Origin of the sequence: Sediminicola luteus, from assembly GCF_002514735.1 — a bacterium.
GTDB lineage: Bacteria > Bacteroidota > Bacteroidia > Flavobacteriales > Flavobacteriaceae > HQA918.
The window spans coordinates 617,099-642,581 of sequence record NZ_NBWU01000001.1; the positions used below are offsets into that span (position 1 = coordinate 617,099).

The 25,483-nt window shown below is 46.1% G+C and carries 25 protein-coding genes; 21 read left to right on the forward strand and 4 right to left on the reverse strand.

The window, feature by feature from the left end:
• Positions 1 to 9 precede the first annotated feature (9 nt).
• The 4 genes from B7P33_RS09360 to B7P33_RS09375 all read left to right on the forward strand — a co-directional run bounded on the left by B7P33_RS09360 (position 10) and on the right by B7P33_RS09375 (position 3,832).
• On the forward strand, positions 10 to 1,779 hold the full coding sequence (locus B7P33_RS09360) for a nitric oxide reductase activation protein NorD (protein ID WP_097441706.1): 1,770 nt from the start codon (positions 10 to 12) through the stop codon (positions 1,777 to 1,779).
• 5 nt (positions 1,780 to 1,784) lie between these two features.
• Entirely contained in the window at positions 1,785 to 2,756 is a 972-nt protein-coding gene (locus B7P33_RS09365; protein ID WP_097441707.1) for a DUF438 domain-containing protein, read from the forward strand.
• A 233-nt stretch (positions 2,757 to 2,989) separates the two neighbouring features.
• Positions 2,990 to 3,562, forward strand: a complete 573-nt coding sequence (locus B7P33_RS09370; RefSeq protein ID WP_097441708.1) for a cytochrome c oxidase subunit 3 — start codon at positions 2,990 to 2,992, stop codon at positions 3,560 to 3,562.
• Between the two features lie 30 nt (positions 3,563 to 3,592).
• A complete protein-coding gene (locus B7P33_RS09375; protein WP_097441709.1) occupies positions 3,593 to 3,832 on the forward strand; it encodes a cytochrome C oxidase subunit IV family protein in 240 nt (79 codons plus the stop codon).
• Here the strand turns inward: B7P33_RS09375 and B7P33_RS09380 are convergent.
• Positions 3,826 to 4,284 carry an RNA methyltransferase gene (locus B7P33_RS09380; protein ID WP_097441710.1) on the reverse strand — a complete coding sequence of 153 codons (459 nt, stop codon included), beginning with the start codon at positions 4,282 to 4,284 and terminating at the stop codon, positions 3,826 to 3,828. The two genes, B7P33_RS09375 and B7P33_RS09380, sit on opposite strands and share 7 nt — an antisense overlap.
• A 375-nt stretch (positions 4,285 to 4,659) precedes the next feature.
• Here B7P33_RS09380 and B7P33_RS09385 point away from each other — a divergent pair, with 375 nt between their 5' ends.
• The 11 genes from B7P33_RS09385 to B7P33_RS09435 all read left to right on the forward strand — a co-directional run bounded on the left by B7P33_RS09385 (position 4,660) and on the right by B7P33_RS09435 (position 18,773).
• Positions 4,660 to 6,549, forward strand: coding sequence for a metallophosphoesterase (locus B7P33_RS09385; protein WP_097441711.1), 1,890 nt, complete (start codon positions 4,660 to 4,662; stop codon positions 6,547 to 6,549).
• A 186-nt stretch (positions 6,550 to 6,735) separates the two neighbouring features.
• Positions 6,736 to 8,205: a M20 family metallopeptidase gene (locus tag B7P33_RS09390; protein WP_097441712.1), complete on the forward strand. Its 1,470-nt coding sequence runs from the start codon at positions 6,736 to 6,738 to the stop codon at positions 8,203 to 8,205.
• 46 nt (positions 8,206 to 8,251) lie between these two features.
• Positions 8,252 to 9,328 (forward strand): DUF418 domain-containing protein, encoded by a 1,077-nt coding sequence (locus B7P33_RS09395; protein WP_097441713.1) that lies wholly within the window; start codon positions 8,252 to 8,254, stop codon positions 9,326 to 9,328.
• 57 nt (positions 9,329 to 9,385) lie between these two features.
• The gene (locus tag B7P33_RS09400) at positions 9,386 to 10,489 is read left to right on the forward strand and encodes a helix-turn-helix transcriptional regulator (protein WP_097441714.1); all 1,104 of its coding nucleotides are present in this window, start codon (positions 9,386 to 9,388) and stop codon (positions 10,487 to 10,489) included.
• Between the two features lie 158 nt (positions 10,490 to 10,647).
• Positions 10,648 to 11,121 (forward strand): DoxX family protein, encoded by a 474-nt coding sequence (locus B7P33_RS09405; RefSeq protein WP_097441715.1) that lies wholly within the window; start codon positions 10,648 to 10,650, stop codon positions 11,119 to 11,121.
• 170 nt (positions 11,122 to 11,291) lie between these two features.
• The gene (locus tag B7P33_RS09410) at positions 11,292 to 12,314 is read left to right on the forward strand and encodes a DUF2911 domain-containing protein (RefSeq protein ID WP_216359376.1); all 1,023 of its coding nucleotides are present in this window, start codon (positions 11,292 to 11,294) and stop codon (positions 12,312 to 12,314) included.
• Positions 12,314 to 13,678 carry an alpha/beta fold hydrolase gene (locus tag B7P33_RS09415; RefSeq protein WP_097441717.1) on the forward strand — a complete coding sequence of 455 codons (1,365 nt, stop codon included), beginning with the start codon at positions 12,314 to 12,316 and terminating at the stop codon, positions 13,676 to 13,678. Before B7P33_RS09410 ends, B7P33_RS09415 begins: the two co-directional genes overlap by 1 nt.
• A complete protein-coding gene (locus B7P33_RS09420) occupies positions 13,663 to 15,171 on the forward strand; it encodes a hypothetical protein (protein WP_141402434.1) in 1,509 nt (502 codons plus the stop codon). Before B7P33_RS09415 ends, B7P33_RS09420 begins: the two co-directional genes overlap by 16 nt.
• Before the next feature lie 9 nt (positions 15,172 to 15,180).
• On the forward strand, positions 15,181 to 16,944 hold the full coding sequence (locus B7P33_RS09425) for a PD40 domain-containing protein (protein ID WP_097441719.1): 1,764 nt from the start codon (positions 15,181 to 15,183) through the stop codon (positions 16,942 to 16,944).
• Between the two features lie 4 nt (positions 16,945 to 16,948).
• Positions 16,949 to 18,247 (forward strand): DUF885 domain-containing protein, encoded by a 1,299-nt coding sequence (locus B7P33_RS09430; RefSeq protein ID WP_172435906.1) that lies wholly within the window; start codon positions 16,949 to 16,951, stop codon positions 18,245 to 18,247.
• 10 nt (positions 18,248 to 18,257) lie between these two features.
• A complete protein-coding gene (locus B7P33_RS09435; protein ID WP_097441721.1) occupies positions 18,258 to 18,773 on the forward strand; it encodes a DinB family protein in 516 nt (171 codons plus the stop codon).
• A 62-nt stretch (positions 18,774 to 18,835) separates the two neighbouring features.
• On the opposite strand, the gene B7P33_RS09440 is transcribed toward B7P33_RS09435, so the two are convergent.
• Positions 18,836 to 19,168 carry a single-stranded DNA-binding protein gene (locus B7P33_RS09440; protein ID WP_097441722.1) on the reverse strand — a complete coding sequence of 111 codons (333 nt, stop codon included), beginning with the start codon at positions 19,166 to 19,168 and terminating at the stop codon, positions 18,836 to 18,838.
• Positions 19,169 to 19,358: 190 nt separating this feature from the next.
• Here B7P33_RS09440 and B7P33_RS19730 point away from each other — a divergent pair, with 190 nt between their 5' ends.
• Positions 19,359 to 19,493 carry a hypothetical protein gene (locus B7P33_RS19730; RefSeq protein WP_262508025.1) on the forward strand — a complete coding sequence of 45 codons (135 nt, stop codon included), beginning with the start codon at positions 19,359 to 19,361 and terminating at the stop codon, positions 19,491 to 19,493.
• Between the two features lie 99 nt (positions 19,494 to 19,592).
• Here the strand turns inward: B7P33_RS19730 and B7P33_RS09445 are convergent, their stop codons facing one another.
• Positions 19,593 to 20,978: a M16 family metallopeptidase gene (locus B7P33_RS09445; RefSeq protein ID WP_097441723.1), complete on the reverse strand. Its 1,386-nt coding sequence runs from the start codon at positions 20,976 to 20,978 to the stop codon at positions 19,593 to 19,595.
• Positions 20,975 to 22,366 carry a M16 family metallopeptidase gene (locus B7P33_RS09450; RefSeq protein WP_097441724.1) on the reverse strand — a complete coding sequence of 464 codons (1,392 nt, stop codon included), beginning with the start codon at positions 22,364 to 22,366 and terminating at the stop codon, positions 20,975 to 20,977. The genes B7P33_RS09445 and B7P33_RS09450 overlap by 4 nt, the downstream gene beginning before the upstream one ends.
• Before the next feature lie 182 nt (positions 22,367 to 22,548).
• Between B7P33_RS09450 and B7P33_RS09455 the strand changes: the two genes are divergently transcribed.
• Genes B7P33_RS09455 through B7P33_RS09475 form a run of 5 tightly spaced genes read left to right on the forward strand, consistent with a single transcriptional unit; the run spans position 22,549 to position 25,440 of the window.
• The gene (locus B7P33_RS09455; protein WP_097441725.1) at positions 22,549 to 23,154 is read left to right on the forward strand and encodes a carboxymuconolactone decarboxylase family protein; all 606 of its coding nucleotides are present in this window, start codon (positions 22,549 to 22,551) and stop codon (positions 23,152 to 23,154) included.
• A gap of 6 nt (positions 23,155 to 23,160) precedes the next feature.
• Entirely contained in the window at positions 23,161 to 23,847 is a 687-nt protein-coding gene (locus tag B7P33_RS09460) for a nitroreductase family protein (protein WP_097441726.1), read from the forward strand.
• Positions 23,840 to 24,316: an SRPBCC family protein gene (locus B7P33_RS09465; protein ID WP_097441727.1), complete on the forward strand. Its 477-nt coding sequence runs from the start codon at positions 23,840 to 23,842 to the stop codon at positions 24,314 to 24,316. Before B7P33_RS09460 ends, B7P33_RS09465 begins: the two co-directional genes overlap by 8 nt.
• A gap of 10 nt (positions 24,317 to 24,326) precedes the next feature.
• Positions 24,327 to 24,899: a pentapeptide repeat-containing protein gene (locus tag B7P33_RS09470; RefSeq protein ID WP_097441728.1), complete on the forward strand. Its 573-nt coding sequence runs from the start codon at positions 24,327 to 24,329 to the stop codon at positions 24,897 to 24,899.
• Positions 24,892 to 25,440: a GNAT family N-acetyltransferase gene (locus B7P33_RS09475; protein WP_172435907.1), complete on the forward strand. Its 549-nt coding sequence runs from the start codon at positions 24,892 to 24,894 to the stop codon at positions 25,438 to 25,440. Before B7P33_RS09470 ends, B7P33_RS09475 begins: the two co-directional genes overlap by 8 nt.
• The last annotated feature ends 43 nt before the right edge of the window (positions 25,441 to 25,483 follow it).

The following is a 25,483-nucleotide window of genomic DNA, read 5'->3' on the forward strand; positions in this document are numbered from 1 at the left end:
TGCCTTGCCATGTTTGAACCCGATGAGTACATATTTACCAAACTGGCCTATTTCTTTAAGCGGAAACGGAAAGAACGCTTGGCGGCCAACCCCGATACGGTTTACCTTTCGGAACTGAAACCCAGGCTCGCCTTATTGGCCCGTGCACTTACCGGCGCACCTATCGAAATCTATGAGGCCGAGGAAGAAGGGGGCTATAAAAACGAGGGCTTCTTTTTACCTGCCTCGGTTACCCGTTTTGGCCAAGCCGAAGAAAACCTACGTTATTACCTCTATCGCCTTCTCTATCTTTCAGTACAACGGGAATTGGGTTTGAATTGGGGTTTGCAACAAGACAACGACCTCACCCGATCACGACAAGAGGCCGTAAAAACGGCTTCCGTTGTTTTACAAAGCTTATCAAAACAATATCCGGTGGGCATACATTACCACGACCGTTTTAAAAAGGTATTGGAATTACAGTCCAACAAGGAGGAAACCCCTGCCTACCATTGGCTATATGGCAAATGGATGCGTAACGAAGCCATACCCGATCCCGCCGACCCTTTGGAAAACTTCGGCAGCCAAGCCAAACAGGGGCAACAATTGAATCCGGACACCATTCTAAAAAAGAAAGGGGTAGAAGAGCTGATTTCGGTACAGATCGACAAAAAACAGTTGGAAGATGCCGTATTACAGCACCAGTTCGAAAAGGTGGAAACGGCCGATGAATTCGGGGGCAACTGGCGCGATATGGATGGCGATGACGAACTAGAGGACCACGCCAACGCCCTCGAAGACCTGAACATGAAGTTTACCGTACGTTCCGATGATATGACCCACTCGGTCTATCAATCCGAGTTTATGGAAAACACTACTATAGCCGAAAGTGCCGCCCAAGACGCCCAAGGTTTTTATACGACCTATGACGAATGGGACCATAAAAAAAGAAACTATAAACCTGAGTATTGTAAAGTGTACCCCCAGTGGGTACTAAAACGAACCACAGCCTATTACTCCGAGACCATTCGGGAGAATGCCTCCGTTTTACTTGGTTTGCGCAAAATGCTGAGTCATGTAAACAATCGCTACCAACAGCAACGCCGGCAAAACCAAGGTGATAGTTTTGATTTAGATGCCCTAACCGATCTTTTCGTGGAACTGCAAAGTGGCCATACCCCAGATGAGCGCGTATATCTGTCGCAAAAAAAGAAGGAAAAAGACCTTTCCATTCTATTACTGTTAGATACCAGCCTTTCGGCAGATGGTTATGCCGCGGGTAATCGGGTGATAGATGTGGCCAAACAAACCGCCATACTGTTCGGGGAGATATTGGATGAATTCGGCATCGATTTTTCCATTGATGGCTTTTATTCCAAAACCCGAAACCATACTACCTATAATACCGCCAAAGATTTTGACGAGGCCTGGTCGATAGGCAAACATAAGATCGGGGCCTTGGAACCCACAGGTTATACCCGGATTGGTACAGCCCTACGCCATGCCGGGGCCCGATTAGATGCCCGCCCCAGTACCCATAAATGGGTAATCCTTTTATCGGACGGTAAACCCAATGATTATGACCGCTACGAAGGCAACTATGGGTTGGAAGATGTAAAACAGGCCCTCCGGGAACTAAACCAAAGACATATCAATTCCTATGCTTTGGCCATTGAGGCCGAGGCCAAATATTACCTGCCCCAAATGTTCGGGCAGAACCACTACCAGATCTTAACCTCTCCGGTAGAATTGTTACAGTCCCTGGTAAAACTGTACCAGCGTATTAAAACACAGATCTAATCCCTATGAATTCATATTTACCTACCGTCGAAAATCTAGAAAACGGCCACCCGGTCAAGGTGTATTATCAAGAAAGTGCTTTGATCCAAAAACTGATATTGGAAATCACCGATGTTGACCCAGGTGAGGAACTACAGAAATACATCAACATATTTAACCAGTTGGCAACCATTGAAAAACGCTTCGCTAGAAAGGAAAACCAACTCTTCCCGTATTTGGAAAAACATGGTTGGAACGGTCCAAGCCGGAATATGTGGTCTTTTCATGATGTGCTCAGAGACCAAATCCGATTACTTCGGGAATATCTAGAACAAAAAGATTTTGATAAACTCCGCACCAACACTCCTTATTTGGTTCAGGGAATCGGTCGCTTATTGACCATAGAAGACCAAGTTCTTTTCCCGAATGCCATGTCTTTACTGGATGAAACGGAATGGATGGAGTTTTATTCCGGTGATGAAGAAATCGGGTGGATGATTCCTAAGCCGGAAGACCCGAATAAAAAAAAGGAAAACTATGTGCACCCGGCCGACGACCACCAAATTAAGGCCCACCAATTAAATACGGACCACACCTACCATTATGACGAGGGTTATATGAGCCCCGAACAGGTAAACCTATTACTGCGGTTTTTACCTGTAGATATTACCTATGTAGATGAAAACGATCGGGTTATTTTTTACAACCGGGGCGAAGAACGGGTGTTTCCCCGAAGCAAAGGTATCATTGGCAGGGAAGTGCAGTTTTGCCACCCACCCAAAAGCGTTCATATGGTCTTGCGTATCGTGGAAGAATTCAAGGCCGGTACCAAAGATATGGCCGAGTTTTGGTTCGACTATCGGGGCCGTAAGATCCATATCCGATACTTTGCCATTAGGGACGACAACAAAACTTATAAAGGGGTCATTGAAATGTCCCAGGATGTTACCGAAATCCAGCAGTTGGAAGGTCAAAAACGTTTACTTGATTGGGATTGATGTGGTCCCCTAACCCCCAAGGGAAGAACCTTGTTTTAACAGTTTATGATTTGAAGGTTTCATGAATATCCATAAAATTTTACTTCGGATCTCCCAATTCGTACTTCGTACTTGGAAGGGGTTTGAAGGGTTTATGGTTCAAGACGATAAAGATTAAGTAGAATATTTATGTCACTTCGACCCAATGGGAGAAGTCTCACAAACAGCTTTGATGATAGAGAAAATGATTATTAATGAAAACAGCCGGTAAAAACGCGATTTTTTATCCCCCAGGAGGCATCTTGATCTGGATTCTGATCTTTTTGGAACTGATCACCTTTGGTATCGCCCTCTTGGCCATGGTGTATGAAGGGGGGCAAGACCCTGTGTCTTTCCACCAATCCCGTTTACTCTTAAACCCCACATTAGGTACCTTGAATACTTTGATACTGCTGAGTAGTGGGTATTTTATGGCGCTAAGCGTGGGTGCCCTCAAAAAGGACAACGCCCAATTGGCCAAACGACACCTAGTCTATGCCATGCTATTGGGATTCGCCTTTCTCGGCGTCAAAGGATTTGAATACTACCAGAAAATCGGAGACGGACTCGTTTTGGGCTACAACACTTTTTTCGATTACTATTGGTTGCTTACCCTATTCCATGTCATACACGTTATCGTAGGCTTGGTGATTTTAGGGTTCCAATGGTTCGGAATGCGTGCAAACCACCCGGAGCGTTTAGATGATCTCGAAGCTTCTGCCGCCTTTTGGCATATGTGCGACCTGATCTGGCTCTTATTGTTCCCGTTACTCTATCTATTCTTTTAACCCCGCTATGTACCAAACCCACCGTTTTATATGAAGACCACATTATTTACTTGGTTGTTTTTGATCGCCCTCACCCTGGGAGCCACCGGATTTTCACTGCAACAGGGTTTATATGCCCTTATTTTCGTAATGCTGTTGGCCGGGGTAAAATTTTTGACCGTTGCCTTTCAGTTTATGGAACTACGAACAGCCCATGTATTTTGGAAAGGGGCGCTCATCTGTTTCCTCGTACTGTTTTTAGGTTTGGTTTTACTGCTGAAAACCTACTGACGGCTTTTGGGCAACTGCCTATCGTACATGACAATGCTTCCGGCTATGGCCACGTTCAAACTCTTTTCTGATTTGAACTGCACCAAATGATGGCTTTTCTCCTGGGCTTTTTTACTGAGTCCATGATCCTCCGCACCCAATAGATATACACACCGCCTCGGATGCTCAAAGCTTTCAAGAGCCACGGCTTTTTCGGCCATTTCAACACCGACCAAACGGGCCCCTTTGGGTAAATGGGCATAAAAATCATCAAAAGTATCGTAATGGAAATAAGGCATGGCCTTTACCGCATGGTGGGTGTCCGAGGCTTGTTTGGCATAGCGGTTGCCAATGGTAAAGATAAAACTGGCCCCTAGGTTTTGGGCCGATCGCCACAGTGCCCCAAGGTTTTCGGGTGTTTTCCCGTTCTGTATGCCTATCCCAAAAAATTCATGTTCAAAATTGTCGACCATGGGGCGAAGATAAGACTTGTTTCAAATGTTGCATGTCCATGTAGATCCCAAAATAGCACTGACCGCTTTGGCTATCTACTTTTTAAAAAACTAATACTGGGCTTTCAGAAATATGATTCATTTTTCCAAATCCAAATTATTACCAGCCCTTAAACCATTATTCGAGCTTTACTAATAAACGCGTTAGGTCCCGAGACTTCGGGAGAAGCTGGCTACCCTATAGCGCGGAAAGCCTGACCCGTCGCGAGGAGGGTAACGCCCTATACCTAGATACCAACAAACTTATATTTCTTATGGTTTAAAATTAACCTAGGCTTAACCCACAAAACAATCACTTCCAATACCTTGAGCCCACCAAACAACCAAACTTTAAAAATGAAAAAAATCCAATTCTGGGGCATTTTATTTGTCCTGGGCATGTTCGGATTGCAGGCCCAAACCGATTCGCTTCTCGTAAAACCTTATTTACAATACGCCACCCAAAACAGCATTCACGTACTCTGGGAAACCACGGCCCCGGCCAGTACCCTGGTTGAGTATGGCGAGGCCCAGCTCGATGCGGTAGCCCCCAACCTTTCGTTAAAAGCAACACTAGCGGGGAATCGTTTATTACATGAAGTTCCTATAGACAACCTAAAACCAGCGACTAAATATGTGTATCGGGTCACCACCGTTTTCGAGGGTGGGAAAAAAATCGTTAGTCCGGTGTATACCTTTGGTACGGCCGTAAACGACGAAGACGCCTATTTCTTTGCCTTTATAGGCGACTCACAACGCAACAGCCGTACACCAAAGGCCTGGCAGCGCATTGCCCAACGTATTTGGGGCGACCGACCCAACTTTATCGTACATGCCGGAGATTTGGTGGATAGCGGCAATAAAAAAACCGATTGGACGGAACATTTCTTCCCTTACGGCCATGTGGCCATGAGCCGTTTTCCTATGTATACGGTTTTGGGCAACCATGAGGAGGACGCCCAATTGTATTATGATTATTTCGTTAATCCGGAACCGGAATATTACTATACCTTCAAATATGGCAACGCCCAGTTTTTTATGGTAGATACCAATCGCGATGTGCGCGAGGGCTCGGAACAATTCAACTGGTTGGAACGCGAATTGGCCAACTCTACCGCCACCTGGAAATTCGTCGTACATCACCATCCGCCCTACTCTTCTGAAGAAAACGATCATGGCGATACGGCCATAGGCGCTTCATCCTTTGGCACGGACGAAGGCAGGAACCTGGTCCCTCTCTATGAAGCTTATGGCGTCGATTTTTGCCTGTACGGCCATACCCATGTATATGAACGCAGCTGGCCTTTAAAGAACAATGCGGTCGATACCAAAAATGGTGTTATCTATATCAACTCGGGGGGCGCCGGGGGCGGCTTGGAAGATTTCGACCCTACCCGTTCGTGGTTTACCCAAGAGTTGGAGACCGGGCATCATTATACCACTTTTGCCATTTTCGACAATCAATTGTTGTTCAAGGCCATATCTGACCAGGGACGTCTTTTCGACACCTTCCAATTGCAAAAAGACAGCCACAATGCCAGCGCACAAGTGGTACAGCCGGTACCGGCCCGCATCCGCTCCGAGGCTTATGTGTTTGAAAAAAGCACCCAGGTCTCTTTAGAACCTTTCCGACCTAATGATGCCGTGTACTATACCCTAGACGGTTCCGAACCCACCCAATCGGCGACTCGTTATACCAAACCATTTACCTTAAAAGGTTCGGCCGAACTTAAATCCCGTTCCTATACCCCAGACGGTAAGGCCAGTAGAATGGTTAGCAAATCCTTTGAACGGATGGCGGCCATACCCGCTTCTAAAGTTGCCGGTTTACAAAAAGGCCTGCGTTACAAAAGTTATGAAGGGGAATGGAACGAACTACCTGACTTCAACAGCCTTAAACCGGTTGGCAAAGGGGTGGTTAAAACAGCCTCGGACCAAGCCTTTCCGCATAGAGATGATAATTTTGGGGTACTTATGGAAGGGTATCTAAATATTCCGGAAACAGGCACTTATACTTTTTACACTTATTCCGACGATGGTTCGCAACTGTTTATAAACGACCGACTGGTGGTAGACAACGATGGGGCACATGGTAAAATGGAGCAATCCGGTACGGTAATCTTAAAAAAGGGGTACCACAAAATCAAGATCGGATATTTCGATATGCGTAGGGGCCATACCCTAAGTGCCGGATTTTTGGAAAACCGTTTGCGGGTACCTTTCCATCCCGGTCAGCTATGGCATTAGTAAAGCGTACCAAAACCCAGTACCGGCTAAAATTCAAAAGGGGTGAAACCATGACCCAGCTACTTTCACCCCTTTATTTGGGGGTTTAACCACCGCTTTACGAACTTATACAGCAAACAGCATCGGTTGTTGCCTAGTTTTTAATATATTGGAGCGCTATTAAACCAACCTGAAACATCCCAGATAATGCCCTTAAGACCCTGGTTACTTGGCCTGTGCGCCTTTTTATCCTTTCTGCCTTGCCTAGGTAGCACCCCTCCCGACGAAGGGGAGTTTATGATTTCGTTTAATAACGAGTCTTTTACCATTCAACAGATCTTAAGTAAGTATATTCAAATTCCCTCTGAAAGCGGACATGAACGGGAAGCTGGGGAATTCTTGAAAAAACTATGTGAAGAGAACGGCTTATACGTTACCCAAATGGGCGATACCGATGGGAATTATAATTTTTCGGCTTCGGTAAAACCCTTGGACGATAAGCTGCCCAATATCGTATTCCTGAACCATATCGACGTAGTACCCCCAGGTGATCTGGAAGAATGGGAGTTGCCTCCCTATTCGGGTACCATTACCGATACCGAGATTTGGGGCCGAGGTGCCTTTGACAACAAGGGTACGGCCATAATGCAACTGTTCGGGGTCTTGGAAATAGCCAAAACCAAACGTACCGCCAAACTAAACCATAATGTGACCTTTTTGGCCGTTTCTTGTGAAGAGACCCAGTGCGATGGCGGCATTCAATATGTAGTGGATAACCATTTGGAGGAATTGAACCCTTCGGTAGTTATCGGTGAAGGTCCGCCCTCGATAGATGGGCTAATTTCAAGAGATCCGGAAAAAGCCCTTTTTGGGATTTCCGTAGCCCATAAACGGGCACTTTGGTTAAAGCTGAAGTTAGAATTACCGACCTCGGGCCATGCCTCGGTTACCCCTTTGGCCTACGCCAATAAGGAAATGGTACAGGCCTTGAACCGTTTGGTGGGCAAAAAACCAAAGATCATTTATAACGACCTCAACGTAAACATACTCAAAAGCCTGGGCGAGCTGGAAAAAGGCCCCAAAGGTTTTGTGATGAAACACCCACGATTGTTTAAATCGTTGATCAAACCCCAGTTGAAAAAACAACCGGAACTTTTGGCCCTGTTTACCAATACCATTACCCTGACCAATATCGATAATGGGCTGAACGAGGTAAATGTGATTCCGGAAAAAATTTCAGCTACTTTAGACTGTCGTCTGTTACCCGGACAAGAGACTGAGGCCTTTTTGACCCAGGTGAGGCAAACCTTAAAGAACGATAAGATTAATATCGATATTATCCAAGAAATGCCCATGGTAGATTCTACTCCCGAGGAAAATATCTATTACGAGCATTTAAAATCCGCCATTCTTAAAAACCACGACAATGCCGCGGTAGCCACCATATTTTTACCCAACTCCAACGATTCGGCTTACTTTAGGGCCAAAGGAGTGCCCGTTTTTTCGAGTGTACCCGTTAAGATTGGCAGGGAATATTTGGAGTTGATCCATAACTACAACGAACGGATCCCAAAATCGATACTCGATTATGGTAAGGACACCTATGTTTCCTTTATCCAAGATTGCCTTAGCGTAGAAGATGCCCCAGTATCTGGTGGTATTGCTAGTATGGAGTAAACACATTTATTTGTAACGAAACTTAGTTTTGCCATACCAATTCCGCATGGCAAACAAACGTATACATGGTATAGATTTGGCCAGGGCCTTGGCGGTGTTCGGCATGGTTATCGTCAATTTTAAATTGGTTTTGGGCAAGTCCGGTCCCACTTGGGCCATAAATTCATTAGCTATTCTTGAAGGTAAGGCGGCCGCACTGTTCGTAATCTTGGCCGGTACGGGTTTAGGACTTTTGACAAAAAGTGCTTTTGAAACACCCGACCCCCTCAAAATGAGAAAGGCCAAAAAAGGGATTATCATTCGGGCCCTGCTTCTTTTTGTACTTGGTTTAGCCTATATGCCGCTATGGCCGGCCGATATCCTACACTTTTATGGTATTTATATGTTATGTACCCTACCGCTACTATGCCTTAACCCCAAAAGGATCTTACCCTTCAGCCTGTTTTTGATCTTGGGGTATGTTTTCGTCTTGTTCCTCTTCGATTATGAAAAAGGTTGGGATTTTGAGGCCATGGCCTATCCCGGATTCTGGACCTGGGATGGTTTTATCCGTAACCTGTTTTATAATGGATTCCATCCTGTATTGCCCTGGACCGCCTTTATGTGGATAGGCCTTTGGCTGGGGAGGCAAGACCTACACGATCAAAATGGTTTGCGTAAAATTTTGGTACGTAGCTTGGCCATTTTTACTATGGGCTGGCTCATCTCCAAAGGACTTCTTTACCTGTTGACCACGGCCTCCGAAAATGCGGAATTCGCCGAACTGTTCAGTACTGCCCCTATGCCACCCCTACCCTTGTATATGATCTCGGCCAGTGCCCTAGGGGTTGCTATGGTTTGCGGCTGTATCTTACTGGCAAAGAGCTTCGAAACCAACCCCATGGTCAAAGTTCTGGTGAAAACGGGCAAGTTGGCCCTTACCTTTTATGTGGCCCATGTGGTTTTGGGCATGGGATTGGCCTATACCTTTTTCGAAAATGAATTGAGCTCTCTTTCATTTTCCATGCCCTATGCGCTGGCTTTTTGTCTGTTGAGCATGGTATTCGCCCATTTGTGGCTAAAACGATTTACCCTGGGGCCCTTGGAATGGGGCCTTCGTAAGCTGGCCGAAGCCTTAGGTTAAAACCCGAACGTATCCCAGAATTTATTATCTTTTACTTCATCATCAAAAAACCATATTATGTCTTTTACCGCAACCTTAGAGACCATTGCGGCCTTTAACTTTCTTTTGATAGGCATTAGCCTGTTGGTCTTGCGTAACAAACTGCGATACGCCCTATTTATATTTGGCTTTTTTCTATTAGGTAAAGGTATTACCCTTTCTGTAGATATCGCTTTCTCGTATTATCCCGAGATGGGCGTAAGCTGGCGTCGAATAGCCTACGTACTGCACGGTTTTTTGTTCTTTTATGCGCCTTTCCTTTACTTTTTTGCCCTCGCCTTAGGTGGCAAACGCCCCAGCATTGGCACCCTCGCCCTGCATTTGATTCCGTTTGCCCTATTTATGGTCTACAAAATAGCTAGCTTGTACTTTGCCCTAAACGGTTACCCCTATGCTTGGATTCAATCGGGCTTGGATTTCGTGCAACAAAGCTTGCCCTGGTTGTACTATTCCCAAGCCTTTGTCTATACTTTTTTAGGATATCGCAGCTTGCAGGCCGCCCATATCACTGAATCGGCCTCGGCCTCGGTTCTTTGGGTAAAACGTGCCCTTTTGTTGTTCTTCGCTATTTGGACATTCTTTTTACTCCAATTTGCTTTTGAAGCCATTTTCGAAGATCCGATTTGGGCCAATGCCTTTAAGATTGCCGGAATTCTTGGGTTATTGACATTGGCCAATTTTACATGGGTCATGACCCTAAACAACCCGGAAGCCGTCATCGCCGATTTCTGGAAGAGCAATGCGCATAAAAAACCCGTAAATAAATTCATTACCCAAGAAAACTACGATTTTCTTTGCGGTATTATGGCCAAGGAAACCTTGTATAAAAGACCCGACCTAAGTGTTGGTGACTTGGCAGAACTTTCGGGTTTTAGTAAACGGAATACCTCCGGACTCATTAAAACCTATTTTGGGCAGAATTTCCCTGAATTCGTCAATTCGTACCGAATTGCTGAAGCCAAACGATTGTTGGCAGACCCTGAAAGTGATAGCAGCATACTTTCCATTCTCTATGAGGCCGGGTTTAATAGTAAATCGGTTTTCAATACAGTGTTTAAAAAGCAAGTGGGGCTTACCCCTACCCAATATAAAAACAATCAGTTGGCCAAGTTGTATTCTTGACCCCCTAATTACCATCATTTTAAACCCTGGGCGATTTTCATCATCCATCAGGCCTGGAACTGACCCAAAAACGCATAGAGCTTGTACTGATTTTACGCATGTCCACTTTTAGGTCGACACGGCCTTAAAAGCATGTTATCTTCATCATAAAACATTTTATGAAACCTCTTGCCGTACTCTTTGCCAGTTTTGCTTTGTTTGCCCTATATGCCCTTTTATTTCGCCCTAAACTGGGTTTAGGTGAATTGATTCGTTGGGCCCTAGGTTGTATGTTTCTGTTTACTGCCCTAGGTCATTTTATTTATCCGCAGGGTATGTCGGCCATGATCCCCGATATGATTCCGTATCGTACTACCCTAGTCCTGCTATCTGGTCTACTCGAAATTGGCTTTGGCTTATTCCTGTTATCGGGCTATCATAAAAAAATCGTAGGATGGGCCATTCTGGTCTTTTTAGTGCTCAGCTTACCACTTAACATATATGCGGCCCAACATCAAATTGATTATACGACCGGAAACACCGATGGCCCGGGCTTAACATATTTATGGTTCCGTATTCCCCTGCAACTCTTCTTTATGGTATTGATATTTTATGCCAACATTAAAACGCCCAAGGGTGTTAAACTTGGTTAAATCGAGGTTCTGATTCCCGTATTTACTGGAATTCGGTCGCTTTTACTTGGGCTCCCGCATAGTTTTGAAGCATCAACAAAAACCTAAATATCATGATGCGATCCATACTATGCTGTAGCGTTTTACTACTTGCTTTGAGCTCCGTACAAGCACAATTCCATACCATCGACATGCCCAAGAGAAGTCCCCGGGTAACGGAGACCCATACCTTGGGGATAACCAAAATTACCTTAGATTACGGAAGCCCGGCCCTACGGGGACGCGATGTATGGAACGATGGCACCGTACCCCAAAAAGGCGAACCTTATGCCTGGCGCGCCGGGGCCGATATGAATACTACCCTAAGTTTCGATACCGATGTTACCATTGAGGGACAACCCCTTAAAGCCGGCACCTATGGTTTCCATATCATTCCCGATAACGACACCTATACTTTATTATTCGCCCATAATAATAACCAATGGGGCAGTTATTATCTCGATGTAGACCAAGATGTAAGCCTAAAAGTTACCGTAGACCCAGAAAGTTGTAGCGGTTCGGAGCAATTGGATTTTGAATTTCTAAACCGGACGGAAAACACGGTCACCATTGGTTTGGAATGGGGTGAAAAACGAATTCCCTTTACCGTGGGGGTAGATCTGGACCAAACCGTGGTTACCCATTTACGGCAAGAACTCAGAGGAATTAACACTTACCACTGGCAAGCCTGGGACGATGCTGCCAAATGGTGCCTTGAGCACGATACCAACCTGGAGGAAGCTCTAAGTTGGGCCGAACGCTCTATAGCCGGTGGTTATTATGGCTTCGCGGCCAACAAAAACCCCAATAATATGCTTACCAAGGTGCGATTGCTGCAAAAACTCAATAAAAAAACCGAAATGGATGCCAGTCTAGCCGAATTGGCCCAATTACCCATGACCGATTCCCAGGCAAACGAAACCACTGTTTTCCTGTTGCGACAATCGTTTTACGACACCGCTTTCGTGGTAGCCAATACCGCTTTACAACAAAATCCGGAAAGTTGGTTTTTAAACTTAAACCGAGGGCTGTGCCATTACTTTATAGGCAGTAAAAAGAAAGCCTTAAAAGATCTGGACAAGGCCGCAGCATCGGTACCCGATGGGTTTGCCAAACGTATGGGGGAAATCCGGAACGAAGTAGCCAGTGGCACCTATAAACTACCCGGAGCCTAATGAAAAAGTTACTCGCACTACTCGTATTGAGTATCGGATTTTCGATTGGGGCACAAGAGCTTCCTAGAAAGGCGCAACTGGGAATTCTTATGCAACCGGTTTCCGATAGTTTGGCCACGGCCCAAGGCATGTCTACTGCCACAGGTTTATATATCTCTAGGGTCATGCCGAATTCCACCGCCTCCAAAATCGGTTTGCAAACCGGAGATATTATGACCACTTTCAATGGTACCGCCCTAGAAAGTAATGGCGACCTTTTAGAAGTCTTGGCAACCGTTTACGCCGGTGACCCTATTGCCATAGAAGCCCAATCGCAAGGGAAGACCAAACAACTTCGGGGAAAAGCCTTGGGCAGACCACAAGAAACTTCGGAGAAAGCCGATATCACCTATGGCACGGTCTCTTATCCCGGCAATAAACTACGTTCCATTTTATACGTACCCAAAGGTAAAAAACAGGTGCCGGTCATATATTTTATTCAAGGATATACCTGTGCCTCCATAGATTATGCAGGCATGCCCCAAAACCCGGTTAGCCGCATGATAGACCATTGGGTAGATCAAGGCTTTGCGGTGTATCGGGTAGAAAAACCCGGAGCAGGCGATAGCCAAAGCGAAATTCCATGTAGCCGTATCGATTTCGACCAAGAATACAGGGGCTTTTCAGAGGGGTTTAAGGCCTTGGCCAAAAGCCCGGGGATAGATCCGAACAAGATCTATATTTTCGGACATTCCATGGGTGGGGTTATTGCCCCGTTAATGGCGCAAGACTTCGGTCTCGCGGGCATTATTACCTATGGCACCATAGGCACCGATTGGTACCCCTATATGGTAGACATGTTTACCGTTCAACCCAAATTATTCGGGGTCAGTGCGGCCCAAATCGCCCAAGACAACAAACGCGGATTACCTTTCTTGGAAGATTTCTTGGTCAAACGTCTACCCCCAGCGACCATTCTGGCCAATCCGGATCATAAAACCTTTTTAGCGGCCCAGGCCGAGGCCTTTGGCCGTGGTAATTATATCGGAAGATCGGTAGCTTTTTGGCAAAATTTAGCCCAAAAACCAATCGAAGCCGCCTGGCAAAAGATCAATTGCCCCGTACTGGCCCTTCATGGGGAATTCGATATACAGGCCATTAACAGCAAGGGCGCCCAGGGCATAGCCCAAATGGCCAATACCCAAAAAGCAGGTTCCGGCACCTTTAAGCTCATTGCCAAGGCCGATCATGGTTTTGTTTCCTTCAACAGTTTCGAGGAGAATGTAAATACCTTGAACAGTGGCGGCTATATGGAGCATGCCCAAACCCATTACAACCCTCAAATAGCCGAAGAAACCGCCACATGGATATGGAAAAACAACTAAAACATCTGTTGGGCCTACTCTGGTTCGGCTTGTCCATGCTTCCCGGTCTACAGGCACAATCGGCATCCTCGGCTTGGCCAGAAGACATGGCCTATATTCAAAAACAATTGGAAAAAACCTTTCCCCATTTTGAGTCCCATCCCCAGCAATCCGAAGTTGAACAACGTTTTTCCGAGCTAAGGGAACGGCTGGAATCCCTATCGGATTTCGAGGTCTTGGCAGGCATACAATATGCCCTGAACCCTTTAGGGGATGAAAGTGCCCGTATTCCTTTTTTCCAAACCCGATTGAACACCCCTATTATTTCCCTTAAAACCTATCTTTTCGAAGATGGCTTGTATGTCTGCGATGCCCCAAAAGCCCATTCGGAATGGATTGGCAAACGCATCAGTACCATAAACGGCATGCCGGTAATGGCCGTTAAAGAAAAACTGGCCCACTACATTAATGCGGATAACGGACAGTATGTTGACTATGCCTTTCCACTTTACGCCAATATGCCCGCCCTGCTTGCCGCAGCCCAATTGGGTACCAATACCGATAGCATAACATTGGAAAGTTCAGATGGGCTAAGTGCCTCCTTTAAGGCCCAACCGTATGAAACCTATGCGGCCTTGGAACGAAAACTGCCCAATGATGGCCATTTTCAAAATACATCTTTTGCCGACTCCCCTTTTTGGTTTGCACCCTTACCCGATAACCAAGGGTTGTTCGTGCAGTTAAAACGTATCCAGAACCCTAAGGACGGACCTAATTTTTCTTCCTTTATCAAAGACCTCAAAAAGCTGTTGAACCAAAAGCCTAACATACTCATCTTGGATCTTCGGTATGGCGGTGGCGGTAATGGGTTTAAATTAAAACCTTTTACCGACCTCATACGCGAACAACAAACCCAAGACCCTAAGTTTCAACTTTTGGTACTAATTGGTCGCGGCACCCGGGGTACCTTAGCCGAACTGGCTTCTATTTTATCGCTAAACACGAAAGCCATCTTTATAGGGGAATCAACCGCAGAAGGTCCGAATACGGTGGCCGACTCTAAATATATCGAACTGCCCCAAACGGGCTTTGTGGTTTCTATACCCCATGTATTTTGGCCCACCTCTTGGGCTGCCGACAATCGTAAATGGATAAGCCCCGATAAGGTTATTGACTATAGTTTTGAAGCCTACCAAAAGCATACCGACCCTTGGCTCGATGCGGCCTTGAACTATACCCCACCCAAAGCCTTAGCCCCCGTTCCCATGGAAATCGCCAACAGTTTGGTGGGAAAACATCAGATCGGGGGAAGAAACCTAACTGTAGAAAAACAGGGGCAGCAGCTTCTGCTACGTATGAACCGTAGGTTAAAAAGTTTCTTCGAAATACATACCGAGCTGTATTATGCCTCAGAAGGGGTTTTAGCGACGGATATCCCTCAGGTTTTTGTGCATTACGATATCGAAAACCATACGATAACCCAGCTCGACTGGAAAGGTGTAAACATTCAATAAAGCTTAATCATGAGACCGATTCCTGTTGGCACTAAAATACTTCTTGTATCCTTGGTTCTCGCCCTTTGCAGCTGTCATCAAAAACCAAAAGACCCCTTTGCAGACTATGCCCATGTTACGGTACCAACGAAGCTGGCGCCCGGGATTTTGTCTACAGACAGTATTCAATGGAATAACGCCTTCGCCTCACAAACCCAACAGTTGTTCTATACCAAAATGGGAAAGACCAACGCCATAGGTATGTATATCGATTTTAGGGATCCAAACCCAATAGGAAAGCCCATTGGACTACCGGAAGGACAAGCCTATTCCGATTTTTATGTGAACCCGGAAGGCCAACTGCTCTTGTTTGCATCGAACCAGTTGGAAAACGAACGGGATACCCTAGGTGATTGGAATATCTGGCAATCGAAAAGGCTAGGTAATTCATGGGGCAATCCTGAACTCCTTTTAGATCAAAAATTGGAAGGCAATCAATTTTACCCTTGGCTCACCGGCAGTGGTAACCTTTACTTTTCAACAACCCCCGACGGAAGCCGCGATGCCGACATCTTCAGGCTTCCCATGCAAAACGGAAAATACACTAGTCCGCAACGATTGCCATGGCCCATAAATACCACAGCCATGGAAGCGGATGCCTTTGTCTCGCACCAAGAAGACTATATGATTTTCGCCGGCTTTGACCGCAAGCAAAACTTAGGGCTGTCCGACCTGTACATTTGTTTTAGGATCGAGGAACAATGGACCGCGCCGGTCTGGATGGGACCGGAGCTAAACTCCTCAGGTTACGATGGCAGCCCTTTTGTTACCGATAACGGCCGCTATCTGATCTTTACCAGTAGCCGGAATAGCCCAGAAGAAAAGCCCTTCTTTAACCACTACATCGTACCATTTTCTGTCGATAAGTTCCGTAAACAGGCCCTCAAAAAAAGCCAACGTTATGCATTGGTCGGTAAAATACCACAACGTTTCGAACCCAATCTAATCAGTACCCCATCGGTGGAGTATGGGGGAAGTTTCGCGCCTAATGACGCTAATTTCTATTTCAGCACCGCCTCGGCCGATTTTAGCAAAAGAACCATAAGGCAAGCCCGTTTCGCGAACGGAAAGTTCGATGCTCCCCAAGTTGTGGAAATGGGCGGAAAGCTATATGACGCCAGTGATGTGCAGATTAATACCGAAGCCAATGCCCTATTCTTTAAAATGTATGGTCAAGTAGCCAACGATAGTACCCGAACCGATGGCAATATATTTGTTAGCACCAAAACCGATGGCCAGTGGGGGGCGCCACATTTGTTGGGGCCTGAGGTAAACTCGGGTTATAACGAATATTATCCCATGGCTACCCAAAGTGGCAACCTCTATTTTAGTAGGAATCTGCCCGGCCGTGGCTACGATATTTATTGTGCCCAAAAAAGGGGCGATACCTATCTAGAAGCTCAGCCTTTATCGACTACCATTAATACCGATTTACTGGAATCCGATGCCTATGTTTCCCCAGATGAATCGTTTATGATATTCGTACGTGCCGATGCCGCCGATGGTCTGGGTGCCACCGACCTATACATAAGCCTTCGGGAAAAAGGGGCATGGACTACCCCCAAAAACATGGAAGCTTATAACAGTAAGGGTATAGATGGTAGTCCGTTCGTTGACCCAAACGGTGGCCATTTGTTCTTTACCTCTAACCGCAGTTCGCCTTCCCCGGAAACTTTCGATGGACATTTGGACATTTATGTGGCTGCTTTCGACATTAACGATTGGAAAAACTAGAATTATGCCCCTTACTAAAATCTTTGAACAAAGCATCTATCTCGCCACTTTTTTAGGGGCCGGGTTTATATTCGGTCAACATTCATTCAACGAGATTCGGACCCATTTTCTAACCACTTACCCGAGTCTGGACATACCAGCACTTCAAATTTCCTATGTAGATTATTTGGAGAACATACAATCCACCAGCGCCTTAAAAAAGCAAGAAATCTATTTTCAGGACTTGGCCAAAGCGTTGCAAGCCATACAGTCCAAAAAACTTTCCAAAAAAGATCAGATCGATTATGGTATTTTGGTATACGAATGTGAACTTCATCTCGAAAGGATCCGCTTGGAAAAAACCTGGGATCCGAATACAGCGGTGGAAGGGGATAAAAGCATACACCATATCCCGAACGGCAAAGCCTGGTATACCTATGTTCTAAAACGCTGGGTAGACAAAGAAGTAACACCCGATAGCCTGTTCCAGTTTGGGTTGCAGGAAATTGAAAAGGTGACTTTGGCCATGCAACGGATCCAGCAAAGATCAGGTTTGGACCCCAATGCCTTTCAAGCCCGTTTACAGTCGCCCGAATCTTTTACCGACGATGCCACCGAAATACAGCAACGCTTCGAAAAGGTTCATACTACGGTTACCCAAAATGCGTCCAGATTTTTTCCCTATCACGAAGACTTAATACCGCTTCGAATAGCCCGAGGCACCAATTCCCGTTTGGCCCATGCCCCTGCCTACTACCAAAACAATACTTTTTTCTACAACCTCTTCGATGCCCCCTTCAACAATCGCCAATATGGTTGGATCTATATTCATGAAGGCATTCCCGGCCATCATTTTCAAGCGGCCTTACGCGAGCAAAACGGACAAAGTCCCGTACAAGAAATGTTTTGGTACGGCGGGCTGGTAGAAGGATGGGCGGCCTATATAGAACAATACGGTTCGGAACTGGGTGCCAACGCCGACCTGTACGATGTTTACGGAAAATGGGAGTGGGACCTGATACGATCGGTACGGGTGTGTTTGGATATTGGCCTAAACTATTATGGGTGGACCGAGGAAAAAGCCTTGGCATTTTGGCAAAAACACATCCGGAATCAAGATCAAATCGCCCATCGGGAAATAGACCGCATGAAACGTTGGCCGGCCCAGGTGATTACCTATAAATACGGTGCCTATATCATTGACCGATTAAAGGCCCAAGCATCGCCAAAAAATGAATCTGAACTGAAAGTTTTCCATACCCGATTATTGGCCCTAGGCGATATGCCTTTAAGTGTTTTGGCCCGCTATTTCGATAACCTATAATTCTAATCTCATGTACAAATTTCTTTTCATTTTTATATGCCTAGGTAGTCAAGCCAATGCCCAAACTTTTGACTTTGCCCAAAAACAACTAGCTGTTTGGGAAATGGCCAAAAAACGAACCCTTGCGGTGGCCGAGGCCATGCCCCAAACCGATTATTATTACCAGCCCGCGCAGGGGGTAAAATCTTTTGCCCAACAAATTGCCCATATGACCAATAGCCTAAAAAGTATGCATACGCGGTTTATCTTAAAACAGCCTTATTCAAGTTCCGAGAAAGAAGCCGGGACAATGGGCAAAAAACAACTTGTTGCCGAACTCAGTGCGGCTTTTGATATGGTGTTGAAGGATCTGCCCAAATTGTCCGATACACAACTCCAAGAAACGGGAAAAACCCACGGGGCCTTTCCGCTTACCAAGTGGCAATCGTTATTATTTATGCAAGACCATATTACAAACCATAGGGCCAAGGCCGTATTATATTTGCGTATGAAAGGCATCCGGCCACCGCAGTATGGCTACAATTAATGGCACAAAAAAACCGTCGAGCGGAAAAAGCTAGACGGTTTACTTTAGTTGGGGTATTCGTGTTATTTACCCATCATCAAAATTTCGTAGGCCACCACCTCGGTTATATAGCGGGTCTGCCCTTCTTTGGTTTCATAACGTCGGTTAGAGAGTTTTCCCTCTAGGGCTACCTCTTGTCCTTTGGCCACGTATTTTTCTACTATCTCGGCCACCCGGTTCCAGGCAATAACATTATGCCAGGTGGTCTCGGTAATTTTTTCGCCCTCGGCATTCTTACGATGCTCGTTGGTGGCCAAGGAGAACCGGGCCAATTTTTTACCGGACTCCAAAGTAATTACCTCGGGGTCCTTTCCTAAATTTCCAATCAACTGTACTTTGTTTCTAAGCGCGTTCATAATCTATTGTTTTACGGGTTAACAGTTCATTCTATAGCATGACAATCATACTACAGCACAAACCTAAGTCGTTGAAAAACAAAGAATCGGTTACAAATTATTTATAGTCGGTTACAAATGGTTGTAAACGTTTGTTCAAAATTCAAAATGCAGGATATTTCTTGCATGCTAGAGTTTTAAACCTATCCCTATGAAATTTACGAAACGTGACCTTGCTTTTTTCCTTTTAGGATTCGCTACTTTGTTTATCATCGAAACCCTCATGGACTGGGAGGGCTCTAAAGCCACCTTTAAACAAGGTTTTGAAAACACCCAAACCGAATAAAAGCAAGATGCTAATGCAAAAAGCCGTTTATACCTAATGACACCTTTTAGTCTTTGGTATAAACGGCCATTAACCTTTTAAAATAAGGAGAGTCCGGCACTATTCTTTTTTGACCGGTGAAGGCATGGTCTCTTCAATCTGATCGCGGAGTTTTTCCTTGTCGCCTACCACGATCAAACTCATATTTTCGGGTTTGATGTATTTTTCGGCCATTTGACGTACCTGTTCCGGGGTCACGGCATTGATGTTGTTTACACGCTCTACTAAAAAGGATTCGTCCAAGTCGTGAATATCCAAAAAACTCATTTGATAAATGATTCCGCCAGGGGTAGAATTCCGCAACACATACAAACCACTTTCATAGTTTTTAATGCCCTGAAGCTCTTCTTCCGAAGGGGCCTCGGTCTTTAACCTTTTGATCTCTTTTTTGATCTCATCCAAGGAGGCACCGGTATGTTCGGTGGTTACATCGGCCACCTCGTACCAAAGGCCGCTTTTATAATTGGCATCCAAATCGCTATAGGGCGAATAGGTATAGCCTTTGTCTTCTCGGATATTGCTCGTAATACGAGACCCGAAGGAGCCACCTAAAATAGAGTTCATTACATCTAGGGCCACATAGTCGGGGTCGGACGGGCCGGCCACCGGAAGGCCAAAATATATGGTAGATTGGGGCGCACCGGGCCTATCAACGATTTTGGCCAAATGCTCAGTTTTGGCCTGGGCCACCGGATAACTGGGCTCCGGACCTTTTCGCCACTGCCCCAAAGCGCTTTCTACGGCTTGCTTAACCTTATCGGCATTGAATTTCCCTACCACATAGACCGTGGTACGCAAAGCCCCAAACTGTGCATCGTAATAGGCTTTAATGGAGGCCAAGTCGTAACTCTTTATCTGTTCAACGCTCGGGTAGATCCTTCCATAAGAATGGCCGGGGTACATCTCGGCCATAAAATCGCGACGGGCCTGGGATCCCGGGCGGGACAGCCGTACGGTTACATCGCGCTCCATATTGTTCTTAAGTCGTTCCAATTGATCGGCAGGCCATTTTGGATCGGTCATTACCGCAGCCAATAAACTCAGGGCTTCCGGGGTGAATTCGGACAGAACCGAAGTGCTAACCGAAGTGGTATGCATACCCACACCTACATTGAGGTTGCCCCCCATACCTGCCAATCGTTCTTTGACGTCGTAATCGGCATTCGGGCCTTCTTCCATTAAATCGCCTAAAATATCGGTGAGCCAAACCTGATCTTCACTTTCGTGTATGTTTCCGGTCTTGACCATAATATTAATGGTGGCCTTGGGAATACTGCCATAGGGCACCAATACCATACGTAATCCGTTATCAAAGGTGACCACTTCTTTTTCCGACAGGGTAAACCCCTTGGGCTCGCCCCCCTTTGGTGGCATTTCCTTTTCTTGGGCCATACCCAACCCTCCGAAAATAAGGGCCAATGTTACTAAAGCTATCTTTGTTTTCATGGTTTTGCTGTTTCGTTATCGGCCAAAAGTGGGTTTACGGTAAGTACGGTACGGTTGGTTTTCCTAAAATATTCGGCAATGGTCTTGTTCACCACCTCGGGAGTCACCTTTTTAAACTCGTCTTCCAAGCTATTGATCCTAGCGGGGTCGTCATCGAACAAGGCAAAACTACAGAGTAGATCGGCCCGACCCAAGCCAAACTGTCCGCCCAATTCGTCATATAAAGAAGAGCGCATTTTTACCAAGGCCTTATCCAACATTTCTTGGGTTACCCCTTGGGCCAATTGATCCATTACACTGTCAATGGCTTCAAGCACCTGGGCTTCCGACGTCTCGTTATCATAGGTGAAGTTGTACATAATCTGCATAGGGCCGTTGTAATTGAACATATTGCCCAAATAATTGATGCCCCCGCCCACATTGGAGGTATACCCCAATTCATCTACCAGTTTCTGTTGTAGAAGGGCATTGTCTCCTTGGATCAAGATTTGATCCAATAGCCCCATGGCATAATATTCCGGGGAGTTACGGGGTGGCATATGGTAAGCCACGGCCGTGGCTGGTTTATTGGCCAAGGAATCGTTTTTGATAAAATTTTTGGCCTCGGCCTGTCGGGGTTCCGAAATGTCCGGTTTTTCGGGAAGATCAACAGCCGGAATGGCACCAAAGTACTTTTGGATCCATGCTTTGGCCTCTTCCATATCAAAATCGCCTACAATAGATAGTGCGGCATTGTTGGGTGCATAATAAGTTTTAAAGAAACTGGCCACATCCTCGAGATTGGCGGCATCGAGATCTTTTAGATCGCCATAAAAGTTATGGGCGTTGTACCAATTGGTGTTGGCATATTGGGGCATATCTAACCAAGGGAAGCCACCATAGGGTTGGTTCAGTACATTTACCTTCACCTCATTCTTAACTACCCCTTGCTGGTTGGTGAGGTTTTCTTGGGTAATATCGAGCCCTTTCATACGATCGGCCTCGGCCCAAAGCATGGTCTCCAATTTATGGGAAGGCACGATCTCGAAGTAATTGGTAAAATCGAAACGGGTAGAACCGTTCAGTACCCCACCGTTACTCTGTACCAGTTTAATAAATTCCATCTTCCCCAAATTCTGGGAGCCCTGGAACATCATATGCTCGAATAAATGGGCAAAACCGGTACGGTCGCGGGGTTCTATCCTAAATCCGATATTGTAGTACACCGCCACTACGGCTGTTGGAGAGGTCGCATCGGGTGACAAGATCACCTTCAACCCATTGTCGAGTTTGTAGTACTCAACGGGTACGTTGTATACCGCCATATCGGCCGTATCTTCCTTTTTCTTCTGATCGCAACCTACCAGGGCCACCATCATCAGAAAAAGTAACATCCAAGTTTTCTTCATAATAAAGGTCTGATTGTTAAGCTTTATAAATATACTTCATCCATAGTAGACATAAAAAAACGGGATTAGTTACACCCTGATCCCGATCCCTTTTTAAAAACCGGATAGGATTGTTGAACGATGGGTAAGGTTTTCACGACCAATATTCCGTAACTTGCTTTCCATCAAAAAAACGAAAACACATGAGTTGGATAGAGACCATTCCATATCAAGAAGCCGATGGCCCACTAAAAAAACTATACGACCGGGTCAAAGGCCCCGATGACAAAATCGATAATGTACTTAGCATTCACAGCCTTCGACCACATACCCTAACCGGACACGTAACCTTGTACAAAAGTGTGTTGCACCACTCGGCCAACCAATTGCCCAAATGGTATTTGGAGGCCCTTGGGGTGTACGTTAGTCATTTAAACCATTGCGACTATTGTTTCGACCATCATTTCGAAGGATTTTCGCGTTTGGTTAACGATCCCGAAAAGGCGGCGGCTTTTAAAGGGGCCGTACTTACCGATTCGGTGGAACACTATTTTAAGGGGGCTTTTTTATCGGGCATGCGCTATGCCAAAAGACTGACGCTAAAACCAAAGACCCTGAAGGAAAAACATATCGATGTACTCCGGGTGGCCGGTTTTAACGATGGCGAAATACTCGAGATCAATCAAGTGGTCAGCTATTTTAACTACGTAAACCGCTCGGTGGTGGGGCTCGGGGTAACCACCCAAGGCGATATACTGGGCCTTTCGCCCAACGATAACGACGACCCCACCAACTGGAACCATAGCTAAAACAGTATGCAGAAAACCATAGACTATAAAGGCTTTGACCATGAGCTGTACCAAAGGGAACATTATGGGTCCGAACCCATGCTGGAACGCAGTAGCGCGTTTTACCAATGGCTCGATAAACGGCGGTCGGTACGGGAGTTCAGTGATGCACCCGTGGCTAAGGCCGTCATAGAACAGCTGATTATGGCGGCTTCTACGGCACCTTCGGGGGCGCATAAACAACCCTGGACCTTTTGTGCCGTGGCCAACCCGGCGCTTAAGACTAAGATTCGGGAAGCGGCCGAAAAAGAAGAGCGGGAAACCTATTCGAAACGTATGAGCGACCGTTGGCGCAACGATCTGGCCCCATTGGGTACCGATGCCAACAAACCCTTTTTGGAGGAGGCTCCTTGGTTGATCATTGCCTTTAAAAGGGTGTATGAACACGATAAGCAAGGGGTAAAACACAACAATTACTACGTAAACGAATCTATTGGTATTGCTTGTGGTATGCTAATCTCGGCCATTCATAATGCCGGACTGGTCACCCTGACCCACACCCCGAGCCCTATGAACTTTTTGACCCAGGTCTTAGATCGCCCCGGTAACGAAAGGGCTTTTTTGCTACTGCCCGTCGGTTACCCCAAAGATCCGGTCTACGTACCTAAATTGGAGCGCAAACCCCTAGGGGAAGTGAGCGTATTCTATGAGTAATACCTATGCCCATAGCGTTTCGGCCAGCCGTATTTTTCCGGTAGATAGGGCTTTGCTCTTTGCCACCTCGCAAGATATGGAACTGCGGCCCGAATGGGATACCCAAATAGAAAGTCTGGGTTTTATGCCCGGAAGCCGTCGCTTGGAGGCCCAAGCCCAAGTAGTTGTGGTGGACAAGGCCGGCGGACGTTCCGAAACCCGATACCTTCGTTACGACATTCCTGTTGGGATAACGGTGATCCAAACCGATACAAGCCGTTTTTTTTCGGCCTTTGAAGGCCGTTGGGATTATGAGGATCTAGATGGCCAAAACACCCGATTGACACTATGTTATAGCTACAATCTTCGATTTCCCTATAGCTTGGTGCCAGCCTTGGTTACAGGTAAAATCAAGAAAAAACTGGAGGCCAAACTGGGGTTATTATTTGATTTTATGGTGGAAGAAAATCCGGAAACCGGCTTGGCCTAATGTTTTTACTATGAACCAACTACCCTTTATCACCGATCAAGATTTTGGCAAGTTAAACGGTAAGGCCGCTTTGCCCAAAGGGGAATACGACGGTTGCCATTTTGAACATTGCGATTTTACCCAGACCCCCTTATCGAATTATAAGTTTAGTGATTGCACTTTTTCACATTGCGACCTCAGTAATGCCCCCTTGGTGAATACCCAGCTCAACCAAGTCCGCTTTACGGATTGTAAACTGATGGGACTCGATTTTTCGACCTGTGACGATTTCTTATTTACCGTACATTTTGAGCGTTGCCCTATGGATCTGTGCTCTTTTTACCAAGGCCGTATGCCCGCAACCACCTTTCTGGGCTGTTCCTTGAAAAAGGCTGACTTTACCGAAGCCGAACTGGCCGGGGCCGACTTTTCGGATAGTAATCTTGAGGGCGCGCTTTTCGAGGATTGTAATTTGGAAGGTGCCGATTTTAGGGAAGCCATATACCTATCCCTTGACCCAGCGCGGAACCGCATGAAAAATGCCCGATTCAAAAAGGAACAATTGGCCGGATTGCTCACCAAATACAGTTTGCAGATTGAATAAGGAAGCGATAGAAATAGCCAAAGAACTTGAACTACTGCCCATCACATTAGACGATGCAGCAGAATTGCTGCAATTGATGCAACGTATTTATCCGCCCCCCTACGCCCATCTATGGGACGATGATGGCGCCTGGTATGTACAACACACCTATAACCCCAAACAATTGGCCTTGGAATTGGCCCAACCCCATTGCCCGTATTTTTTTGTCCGTTTTCAAAACAGGCATATAGGTATTTTAAGGCTTTGCCACGGCTTGGAGTTTCCCGGAAAACCTAAAGTGCCCGCCACTAAATTACATCGCATTTATCTCGATAAGGCAGTACAGGGCCAAGGCATAGGGAATCGTTTAATGGCCTGGAGTAAAAAAGTGGCCCAAGAACAAGGCCACACCTTATTGTGGTTGGAGGCCATGGAGGTGCAATCCGGTGCCCGTTCTTTTTATGAAAAGCTGGGGTATGTGCAAGAAGGGAGGGTCACACTTCCGTTCAAACGCTTGTTGCCCGGTAAGGCGGGTCTGCTGCAATACTACTTGGAACTTTGATCCTGTCTGCCCGAAGTTGTTTATCTTTAAATCTCCAAACCTA